General features: G+C 43.3%; 12 protein-coding genes. All 12 read right to left on the reverse strand.

Features of this window, described 5'->3' with window-relative positions; genetic code table 11:
* The coding region (locus tag QZ327_RS13455) for a glycosyltransferase (protein WP_294620114.1) at window positions 1–1,120 on the reverse strand (1,120 nt) is incomplete at its 3' end.
* A 5-nt stretch (window positions 1,121–1,125) separates the two neighbouring features.
* Entirely contained in the window at window positions 1,126–2,235 is a 1,110-nt protein-coding gene (locus tag QZ327_RS13460; protein WP_294620116.1) for an N-acetyl sugar amidotransferase, read from the reverse strand.
* A 34-nt stretch (window positions 2,236–2,269) separates the two neighbouring features.
* Window positions 2,270–3,316 carry a nucleotidyltransferase family protein gene (locus tag QZ327_RS13465; protein WP_294620133.1) on the reverse strand — a complete coding sequence of 349 codons (1,047 nt, stop codon included), beginning with the start codon at window positions 3,314–3,316 and terminating at the stop codon, window positions 2,270–2,272.
* 12 nt (window positions 3,317–3,328) lie between these two features.
* Window positions 3,329–4,066: an SDR family oxidoreductase gene (locus QZ327_RS13470; RefSeq protein WP_294620118.1), complete on the reverse strand. Its 738-nt coding sequence runs from the start codon at window positions 4,064–4,066 to the stop codon at window positions 3,329–3,331.
* Window positions 4,050–4,970 carry a Gfo/Idh/MocA family oxidoreductase gene (locus tag QZ327_RS13475; protein WP_294620120.1) on the reverse strand — a complete coding sequence of 307 codons (921 nt, stop codon included), beginning with the start codon at window positions 4,968–4,970 and terminating at the stop codon, window positions 4,050–4,052. The genes QZ327_RS13470 and QZ327_RS13475 overlap by 17 nt, the downstream gene beginning before the upstream one ends.
* On the reverse strand, window positions 4,967–5,689 hold the full coding sequence (locus tag QZ327_RS13480; protein ID WP_294620122.1) for an acylneuraminate cytidylyltransferase family protein: 723 nt from the start codon (window positions 5,687–5,689) through the stop codon (window positions 4,967–4,969). Before QZ327_RS13480 ends, QZ327_RS13475 begins: the two co-directional genes overlap by 4 nt.
* Window positions 5,690–5,694: 5 nt before the next feature.
* A complete protein-coding gene (gene neuC, locus QZ327_RS13485; RefSeq protein WP_294620124.1) occupies window positions 5,695–6,849 on the reverse strand; it encodes a UDP-N-acetylglucosamine 2-epimerase in 1,155 nt (384 codons plus the stop codon).
* Window positions 6,846–7,853 carry an N-acetylneuraminate synthase gene (neuB, locus tag QZ327_RS13490; RefSeq protein WP_294620126.1) on the reverse strand — a complete coding sequence of 336 codons (1,008 nt, stop codon included), beginning with the start codon at window positions 7,851–7,853 and terminating at the stop codon, window positions 6,846–6,848. The genes neuC and neuB overlap by 4 nt, the downstream gene beginning before the upstream one ends.
* A complete protein-coding gene (locus QZ327_RS13495) occupies window positions 7,853–8,485 on the reverse strand; it encodes an acetyltransferase (RefSeq protein WP_294620128.1) in 633 nt (210 codons plus the stop codon). Before QZ327_RS13495 ends, neuB begins: the two co-directional genes overlap by 1 nt.
* Complete coding sequence (locus QZ327_RS13500; RefSeq protein WP_294620129.1) at window positions 8,482–9,630, reverse strand: LegC family aminotransferase; 1,149 nt, start codon at window positions 9,628–9,630, stop codon at window positions 8,482–8,484. Before QZ327_RS13500 ends, QZ327_RS13495 begins: the two co-directional genes overlap by 4 nt.
* 22 nt (window positions 9,631–9,652) lie before the next feature.
* The gene (locus QZ327_RS13505) at window positions 9,653–10,861 is read right to left on the reverse strand and encodes a UDP-N-acetylglucosamine 4,6-dehydratase (protein WP_294620131.1); all 1,209 of its coding nucleotides are present in this window, start codon (window positions 10,859–10,861) and stop codon (window positions 9,653–9,655) included.
* Between the two features lie 6 nt (window positions 10,862–10,867).
* Window positions 10,868–11,019, reverse strand: a 152-nt coding sequence (locus QZ327_RS13510) for a sugar transferase (protein WP_294620135.1), incomplete at its 5' end; no start/stop codon positions are given.

The following is an 11,019-nucleotide window of genomic DNA, read 5'->3' on the forward strand; positions in this document are numbered from 1 at the left end:
CAATAATATTCATAGAAAAACGTCTTGTACTTTTTATTGCATTCAAAGCTATTTGCTCTCGATACTCTTTATCATTTATCAATGTCTGTATTTCATTTGCCATTGCATTAATATCTCCATTCTTCACAATAAATCCATTATAACCACTTTTTACTATATCATATAAAGAAGAAAACGTATCCATAACAATAGGCACACATCCTTTTTGTTGAGCCTCTAAAATCGTCATTCCCCATCCCTCAACAACAGATGTCATTAAAAATATAGAAGCTGCCTCATAATACTTCTCAGGAGATTGCCAACCTTCAAAAAAAACTCGCTGTAATTTCCATTTTTGAACCATTTTCTTATATAGAGTTTCATCAATTCCTGTACCAACTATTTGCAAATTCCAGTCTGGATTAGCTTCCGCCACTTTATTCCAACATTCTAATATTAAACTTATTCGTTTATGTCCTTCTTCCAACCTCGAAACAACTAATATAGTATTTTTTTTCTTTTGTATATCCACATCTGAAACTTCTGTAGAAAAAGATAAAGGGTTACCTATTGCCACCATATTAATTTTATCAACTTTATAAAATCTCTGAAAGGGCTGAAAAAAGGATTCCGACAATAATACAAATTTATCTGCTAAAAAATAAGCTTGGCGATTTCGCCTATATGAAACACTATCAAGTATATATTTCCATATAGGATATAATATTAATTTTATAATAGCTTTCAGCTTTACTTTAAAACTCGCTGGATACAACAAATGCGATTTAATCCCTGTTCGTAATATATCCAATGCGTAGTTAGGCTGATTATGCAATTCTGTAACAATTTTGCAAGAAGTTCCTTGTACAGCTTTCCATGCCAATGAGGCCAATATTTCTCCTTCAGGTACACATAAGATATCAATCTTATGTGTAACTATACAAGCATTTAAATTTTCAGCAGTTAATTTTTCAATGGACAACTCTATTATACGATTGTCTATAGGAGATAAATGATGAAAAGATGAATATACCGTAATATCAGGCTGTGCTGCCAAGAAATTTTCTCTTAATATTATTGTTCGAGAGGCTCCTGCATCATCGATGTGAATATCACGTCGATATATAAATAATAAATTCATCTTGATTATTTTAATATCCAACGATATGTTTTTTCATCCTTATAAAATAAATCTGTATTATACTGTTTATCAACAATATCCCAAAATTCCGTTTCTGTATAGCCTAAAAACTCACAGAAATCCCTTACGCACAAAGGATCAAGGGCATGATCATGTTCCTTAACCAACTTAAAAGCTTCTTCTCGTGTTATCATACCATAGCGAACCATACGAGCGGCATAATCCGTAGCCGAAGCATGACCGAATTTTGGATACTTCATCCATGAATGTACCAAATATGCACGGCTGTCAATCTGGTCCATCTGCTCTATATGGTGGGTTCTATTCCATTCGTGAGTCAAATCGTGGAACCCATAACGCTTGGCTATCTCATAGTTCTTAAAACTATTCCATTGAGTGAAATAGCTGATATAAATAGGATCCAAATACTCCATTTCTTGTAGTGTAGGCGGTTCAAAGAAGTTCAAATCTTTTTCGCTAATGCCGGTGGCATCAATGATTTCCTGTGTATCAATACCTCCGCCAACTCCATTTGTTATCTGTCCTTTAGCCGAATAAGTCTCTACTTTATCCGTTCCTATCCCCCCATATTCCCAACTTACATTTTCGCCATAAACCAATAAAGGAATATTAAATTTCACAGCCATGTGAAGAGGATAGGTATAAATATACCTGTCGACAAAGTAGGTAGGCTTGCCATATTTCTCGAAAGTATAACGCATGACCTTCTTTTGAGCCTGCATGTTAGGCTTCATGGAAATCAAATCGCATCCGAAAGCCTCACAAATATTTTTGATATTGTGTTTCCCGGCATCCGTCATAGGCATATTGTCCTCGACCGAAACCAACAACGGGTTCATCTTCATAATAACTTTCATCAAATATACTTGATAATGGCTGTCTTTTCCACCACTTACCGCTATCATGCAATCATAGCCGCCTGGGCCGTTCATGCCACGATATTTATTACAAAGCTGCTCCAATTCTTTCCGGCGTTCCTCCCAATTCACCAAGTTTCGATGTTCATAACTTTGGCAGGCGGAGCAGACCCCGTTCTCATCAAACGTAATGCCCGGTCTTGTGTCAGGCATCACACATTTAGTGCAATATTTCATATTTTCCAGATTAAAAACTATTTATATTCCGATTTCAAAAGCCCTTTATATGTTTTACCATTTCCTTGGCACGTGCCAACTCGTCGTGCTGGCCAATGTCAATCCAAAAGCCTGATATGGGATAACGGATGACTTTATGCCGGGTGGCAATCAATTTATCCATAAAATCTGTAGCGTTAAAGAACACATTTTCAGGTATGAGGCCAAGACATGCTTTTTTAATCAGATAAATCCCGGCATTGGCATAATAACTGTAAGTCGGTTTTTCCAGTACCCCTTTTATATCACGGCCTTCAAGGTTAAAAACCCCATAAGGGACTTTAACCACATAAGGAACAGCGGCAACGCTCATATCGGCGTCATGCTGGCAAAAGTGAAGGTAAAAGTCCTCATAATCAATATTTGTAAAAAGATCGGAATTCATTACCAACACTGTATCATTATAGAAAGCCTTTACGAACTTAATGCTACCAATGGTGCCAAGGTATTCGGGCTCACGTACCGTAGCGATTTTCACCCCTTCCCGCTCTTCCTGGAAATGCCGTTCAATCTGTTCTCCTAAATAATTGACAGTAACCGAAATACGGTTTATCCCATAAGTAAGCAAGCGGTCGATATTGTAATCGATGATACATTTGTCTCCCACCTTGATGAGTGGTTTTGGAGTTTTTTCTGTCAAAGGACGAAGCCGTTCCCCCTTTCCACCGGCCATGAGCACGGCATCCACTGGAAGTCTGTTACGGTATTTCTCTAAATTGACGATCTCGCATATACGGTCCTCCGCATCAAGAACAGGCACCAGCCGCATCTTCATTTCATGCTGGCGGTGTAAATTTGCCACATCATCAGTCTCTCCTTTACGGAGGAAGTTGAAGTTGCGATGCATTCCTTTAAATATTTCATCGTCCACATTCAGCCCTCTTATCAAGGCTCTACGTATATCACCATCCGTGATGGTGCCACACATGCGGTTCTGTTCATCCACAACAAAAAGGACCAAAGGAGCAGTCCTAATATCATTGATACGCTTAAGTGCGTCAAGCAATGTCCGCTGTTGGGAGATTATATGTATATTATCAATATCCATTGCCATTTAAATTGCCGTCCAACCACCATCAACCATCAAATTATGACCGGTGATGAATGACGCATCATCGGATAACAAAAAAGATACTGCGGGAGCTATTTCCTCAGGACGTCCCATTCGCTTCAAGGGGGATTTTGCCGAGTAGCGTTCTATGAAAGACGGATGCTGCCTGTCTATGATACCTCCGGGCGATACAACATTTACACGTATTCCATATTTACCAAAATAAGAAGCCAGATAACGGGAAAAGTTTATAATGCCACCTTTGACCGCCGTATATGCAGCCGGAGAAGTGCCCCCATAGCCTTCATAGATTGTAAAATCGTTTCCAACAACCCCGTAAATGGAACCGAAATTCACAATGGAACCAAAACCTTGTGCCTTCATGACAGAGAGGACCTTTTGACAAAGCAGAAAACAGCTGTTCAACTGCATATCCACATTCTTACGCCATGATTCCACAGGTATGTCCTCAAAAAAAGTCCCCCAATCTTTGGTACGTGGATAAGCGACATTAGCCATTCCGTCAATACGCCCAAATTTTTCATAAACCATCGTGACCAATGAATCTATGGAATCATCATCCGACATATCAAGGCGATAAGTACCGTTGGCAATATCCGTTTCCACGGCAATGTCGGCATTGATGACAACGGCGCCTTTCTTCCGTGCATCTTTCACACATTCGCATCCTATCAGCCCGGAGCCGCCTGTTATAATTATTACTTTATCTTTCAATATCATTTTGCAGACTTATTTTCAATACATTGTTGGCATCTTCCATATCATTGATGGTATGTCGGTGCCGGGATACACACTCTATGAAATATTCCATTTGGGAAAGATAGGTATCAGCTATTCCCTTGGCAGAAGAAAAAAGAATTTGATTCCCGCAAGTAATGGCATTGGCAGCTAAATCCACCAAAAACGTCCCGTCACTGCAAACCAGTTCCAAAGTACGCTTATATTCCCGACGGTAGTAGTTTAATATCACATTCACGTTGAACTGCGGATATTCCATTAAATAATTCGCATAGTCATAGGCACGGATATCCAGTGAAGATTTATGGGTGAACACGTGGTGCGTGCGCTGCGGTTTGCCGAACAGCCAATATATATAATCCATTTCATGGATCAAGTCAAGGTGGACACCGCCGCCCATTTCAGGAATAGCGCTGTAAACAGCATGATAGTCAATCTGAGGACGCCAGTCAGGAAGATAAGAACCGCAATAAACATTTACTTCATTCACTCTGTGCGTCCCGATTATACCAGCCGCTTCCTGAAGGCATCCAAGGAAACGGAGGTTGCAGGCAATATATGTAATAATGTCCCATCGTTTTATCTCGTCAATAAGTTCATCATCAATTACTCCCGTATGAAGAGGCTTTTCGATAAAAAGAGGCAACCTGAAAGGCAATAATTCACGAATGGCCGGTATATGTTCCGATGTGGGATTGGAAATGATGGCAAAATCGAACCGGATGGAAGCCAATTGGTTCCAATCATATAAATTTGTAATTCCATCCAAGGAGTTGTTTCCCTTTCCTGAACGCATCGCATAAAGTTCAACCGACGGGTCTATACGACGCAATGCAACGATATGCTTTTTAGCTATGGAACCAAGCCCTACAACCAGCACTTTCATAAAGAAAAATCAAGTTTGTTATTTTCCAACAAGAAAGAAATCACCTCAAAATCAATAGGATGATCAAGGTCAAAACAGATATGGTCCACCAAATAAATTAATGAACGGTCCGTTATGGCACAGTTATATCCCAAGTCGAAGAAACGGCGCTTATAAAAATAGAAGGAAGCATTCAAGTCATAAACTTTAGGAGCAGTTTGGCGCGAAAGTACGTTATCAGCCAAATTCTTTACCTGCGCATAATAACCGTTTGCTTTCCGTTCCACTTGATTGAAATACGGGTTGCGTCCGGGTTCACTCACAGAAAAGATGTCCACCGCATTCTCATCCGCCTGAATTTGTTTAAAAGCCTCTTTCAAGTCTTCTAAAGTACGAAGAGGTGAAGTTACGTCCAGGTCCAGCACATAGTCAAACAGACACCCTTTCCGTTCTTCCGAATAAAGCAGGATATCCTTTATAACATCGATTTTGCCGCAGGTGTCGTTTGCCAGATAACCAGGACGTTTATAATCGGATTGTAACCCGTAATCCGATGCAATCCGGATAATCTCATCTGAATCTGTAGAAAGCGCGACAACAGCATTGTCCATGTCTGCCGCAAAACGTTTTGCAATATCAATAGTATAACCTATCAACGGTTTGCCATTGAGCAATTTGATGTTTTTCCCGGGAATCCCTTTAGAACCGCCACGGGCACAAATAGTAACCAATATATTCATGATACCTACAAATTATAAAATGATTTTCTCCGTAATTTATCAAGGGGATATGTTGAAACAACATCGTAAACGGCCTGTGCAGTATTTTCTTTCTCATAAGGATTTACCGCCTCATGCGCAACCTCACGGAAACCATCCGAAAGGACCGTATCCAGTCCGGCAATGATTGAAGCAGTGTCACTATCGCAGTCAAGGACTGACCTGCCATGGATCCGGCCTCGTTGCCGTTCTCCGATGTTCAATGTCGGGATATGGGCCGAAGGCACCTCAAGCAATCCGCTGGAAGAGTTACCCACTACAGCTGTGACATGGCGCAAGACAGAAAGATAGCGTCGCATGCCTAATGAACTGTAACAACTGCAACGGTCACTGTTGCGTCTGCAATAACCTTCAATGGCCTGGCGTATCGCGTCACCTCCTTGATCCGAATTGGGCATTGTGAAAAGCACCCTTAAATCAGGAAAGGCATCCAATGCCGTCAAGAAATCGCCAATCTCATCTTGCGGGCTACGATTGCCCAGCGTTACAGGATGATAAGTGACCAAAATGGCATGTTTCCCAAAAGTAAAATTTAACTGGTCCTCCAAATGCCGTTTGCTTATCAAAGGGACCCGCTTCAAATTCTCCACACCGAGAGAACCTACATGAAACACACGCCCGGGCTGTTCTCCCAATTGGATAACCCGTTTGCGGTACGCCTCAGTAGATGTAAAATGCAGGGAGCTCATCTTTGTTATGGAATGACGAATGTTGTCGTCGATAGCACCCTCGCTGATTTCCCCCCCGTGAATATGAGCTATAGGGATGCGTTGCAACATGGCCACAATGGCTGCAATCAATATTTCGTAACGGTCCCCCAATATCACTACCACATCAGGATTTAACCGATGGAACGCATCACTCATCCCCTTCATCTCTTCCGACATGGAGTCAATAATCCCATAAGCATCATCCGAAGTTTTTTTCATGGGCACTTTGGCATCAATGTGGAAACCGTCACGTTCTATTTCCAGATAGGTATTGCCGTATTCGGGGAGCAAATGCATATTGGTAACAACAACTTGCAACCGGCAATCTTGCGACCTTTCAACAAGGCGCATCAATCCGCTCAACAGGCCATATTCCGCACGGGTACCGGTTACTACACAAACCTTTCTCATAACTCTATCAATTCGTCTTTTTCAAAATCACGGGACGCCTTTTTTCCAATCAGTTCGGGCCAACGCATGGGGCTGATACCGGTGCCGGGACGTTTCACAGTCAGATTTCCTTCAGTGAAAGATTCACCTTTTCTTATGGATGTGGCAGCCACAATGCTTTTACGCGCAATAACCTTATTCCTCTTTTCTGATGACGAAACCGTTTTGTGCCCTTCCCCCATGGCACGTTCTATGTTCCGTATGGCAGACACCATGGCTTTCAACTCAAGAGGCTCGAGAGAGGCCTTATGGTCGGGACCGGGCAAGTTCCTGTCCAACGTGAAATGCTTTTCTATTACCTCCGCCCCCAAAGCGACTGCCGCTATCGGGACTTCCATGCCTTGTGTATGATCAGAATAACCAATGCCAACCCCTAACAGCCGACGCATTTCATCCATCGCGGAAAGATTGACATCGCACATGGGGGTAGGATATTCCGTATTGCAATGGAGAACGGTGATTTGTTCTTTCCGCAAACCATTATTGACAAGCACTCCCATTGCAGACTCAATCTCTTCAAGGGTGCTCATGCCTGTCGAAAGGATGACAGGCTCATGAAAGCCTGCTATCTTTTTCAGATACGGATAGTTGGTAATCTCGCCGGAAGGTATTTTCCACAAGCCCAAATGTAAAGAAGCCAAAAAATCAATGCTGCAAGGATCAAAAGCCGTGGAAAAGAACTTGACCCCCTTTTGACGGCAATAGGCCAACAATTCAAAATGTTGTTCAGAAGACAGCTCCAACCTTTTGAGCATTGCATATTGGGAGTTGTCACTTGTACCAGTATTACGCTGCTGGTAGTCCGCTTTGGGAGCTGCTTTGGTAACTATGTCATTCGCCTTGAAAGTCTGGAATTTCACATAATCCACTCCGGCATCAGCTGCCGCATCTATCAGTTGCTTCGCCAACACAATCGAACCATTGTGATTCACTCCCGCTTCGGCAATAATCAATGTGTGTTTCATCAGAGTTTAATTTTTAAAAGGGAGGGATTGCCGGAATAGACCCCTTTTTGAAAAAGGTTCTTACGCACCATAGACCCGGCGGCTATAACACAACCCGCGGCAATCTCCATGCCGTTCACCATGACAGATTGGCTTCCTAAGAACGTGCCCTCGCCCACCCGGCAGCCGCCATTGACCATCGCACCCGTAGAGACATGGCAATAGTCGCCTATGACAGCATCGTGCTCAATGTTGGCAAAAGTATTTATAATGCAGCCTTTGCCTATCGAGGCGCCCGCATTGACACAGGCGTGATGAAGCACAACCGTGCCGCACCGGACCATCGCATGCCGGGAGACATGGGCGGTTGAGGCTATTACGGTCGCAAAACGTCCTCCGGCATCCTCTACCTTCTCATGAAGGCGGATACGCAAATACGGGTCTTTGATGAAACCTAAGGTTACTATAAAATCAAAACCGGAAACCAGACGCGGGATATCATCATCGGTACCGATTACCGGATAACCCAATATCCGTCCCCCTACATTCTCAGGCAAATCCAGAATGCCTTCAATAGTAAAGCCGGCACTTTCAGCCGCCTCTATAACGGACTTGCAATGACCGCCGCCGCCAACAAGTATCAGAGGTCTCATTTTGCCAGTCTTACACTGCTTGGTATATTCACAATCCTGTCAGCCAGCCATTCGGTATTTTCCAAGCCATCCGTCTCGCAACACTTGAACATCTCCAGCCGGTTCATCAGTTCCCAGACAGGACGGGTCATCACGCCATGTTCGTTGCTATATTCAAGAAACGCCTGCCGGGCAGTCTTATCCTTAAGCAACAACACGTTCAACCAATAGTTGGAACGACAATTTTCCGGCTCTGTGAAAAACGTCACATCAGGGACTGTTGCAAAAAACGCCCTATATATATCGGCCGTCTCACGCTTATTTTGCACGTAGCGTTCCAGGTTTTCCAGTTGGGCACACCCTAAAGCCGCGTTGACATTGGGCATGCGATAGTTGTAGCCGACATGGTCATGCACAAAAGCCCAACGATGAGGGACTTTGGCCTGGGTAGTCAGGTGTTTTGCCAGTTTCCCCAATTCCTCGTCCTGAAACAAAAGCATGCCGCCCCCGCCGGTGGTGATGGTCTTGTTCCCATTAAAACTGATGGCTCCCACTTTTCCAAAAGTCCCGGTGTGCTTTCCCTTATAAAAACTGCCAATACTTTCGGCGGCATCTTCAACCAATTCTATATGCCAGCTGTCACAAACTGCAGACAGTTCCTCTATCCTTACCGGATGGCCGAACGTATGCATCGGCACGCAGGCTTTTATACGCCTGCCGGATTTTTTATTATAACAGACGCCGTTTCTCAATTCCGCATTCTGTTCCAGCCATGCACTTGCCGCTTTGGGAGAAAGCCCCAAAGTGTCTTTGTCCACGTCTATGAAGACAGGATGGGCGCCGATATAGCTGATGGCATTGCAAGTTGCTATGAAAGTCAACGCCTGTGTCAGGACTTCGTCTTCGCGTTCCACACCGGCAAGCAACATGCCCATATGCAGCGCATTGGTGCCACTGACACACACGACCGCTTTCTTGGCGCCGGTATAAGCGGCGACTTCCTCTTCAAAGCGGTCTACGAACCTGCCGACACTGGAAACAAAAGTTGTGTCAATACATTCGTTCAGATACTTCTTCTCATTCCCTATAAACTTTGGAGCGTGCAAAGGCACAAACTCGTCCGTATCATAAAGATTATGAATAAAATTTACTATATTATTATACATAAATATACACTGAATACGGTTGTTACATTTTCTGGTCCAAATTCTTTCCTTTCTCAACATGATTGAAGTTAGGCAGGAAGCGCCGAATCTCCGCCACCACTTCCTCCTTGGTAAAATCGGGCTTGGCAAAGATACTTTCAAGTGCCTCAAAAAAACGGTCTAACTCTTCCATGGAACGTTTCTCCACCTCTTCTATTACTCCTAAAGAAGAGAAACGGGCCATATCAAGTTTCTCTCCGGGAACATAAAATTCTTCATAATCCTTTTCTCCGGTTGTATCACTCTTGAAATAAACCACCGGATATGTTTTGCTGTCCTCCGGCATCTCGGACGCAAACCTTTTGGCTTCCTCTTCATCCGCGCATTCTTTCTTTTCATACCCCAACGCCCCGAGAAAACGGTCGCAAATGGATGAGAAAGTTATCATCTTTTCCTCCTCAAGCTTAGGAAAGAAAATCTCACCGTTATGCCCTAACATACAGGCAAGCATGCATATCTGCCCGCTCTCCTCGGGAGAGACGAAATAGCGGCGCACATCACAGGGAGCCGCCAACGGCTGTTTCTTCATCATACGGTCCATAAAACCGGCAAGCAACGAGCCGTTGGAAAATGCCACATTGGCAAAACGCGCAGTCGTCACGTTGAATTTAGAAGTATAAGACATTATCATGTCTTCCATGATACGCTTGCTGGCACCCATGACATTCACGGGATTGGCCGCCTTATCCGTAGAGACACAGAAAAAATGTTCGGGCGGGTATTCGACCAGTAAATCAAGCAGCCGCTTCGCCTTAATGACATTATTCTCGATCAGCGCTTCTACAGAATATCTATCCTTTTCACTACGCACGTGTTTATGTGCCGAGAAATTTGCTACGATATCAAAGCCTTTTTCCTCACGGAATATCCGCTCAAAAATAGGATCTGAAAAATTTAATGTATAAGTACGGTATTCCTCAGGAACATACATGCCATAAGTAGAACGGAGATCGCGCGTCAGCTCAACCAAACCGTTTTCATTCAAATCAACAACTACAAGTTTGGAAGGCTGGAAAGGAAGCAGCGCACGAATATAGGAAGAGCCGATGGAACCGGCACCACCAATTACCAAAACACTTTTGCCTTGTATTGACTCAAACAACTGAGCTTCATGCGCTCTTATATCGGCAACAAACATGCTGACAGAACGGGAAGTTATATTCTCGCTAATAAATTTATCTATATTTATCATAATCCATTAAAATTTTTTCCCAAACAAAATATTCATAAACGTCATGAAAAGTATCTTGCAGTCGAAACCCCATGAACGGTGCTCCAGATAAAACAGGTCATAACGCAAGCGGCGGAGCATCTTGTCGAGCGTATCGGTATAGCCGTTGTAGAGGGTGG

Origin of the sequence: uncultured Bacteroides sp. (assembly GCF_910578895.1) — a bacterium.
Lineage (GTDB): Bacteria > Bacteroidota > Bacteroidia > Bacteroidales > Bacteroidaceae > Bacteroides.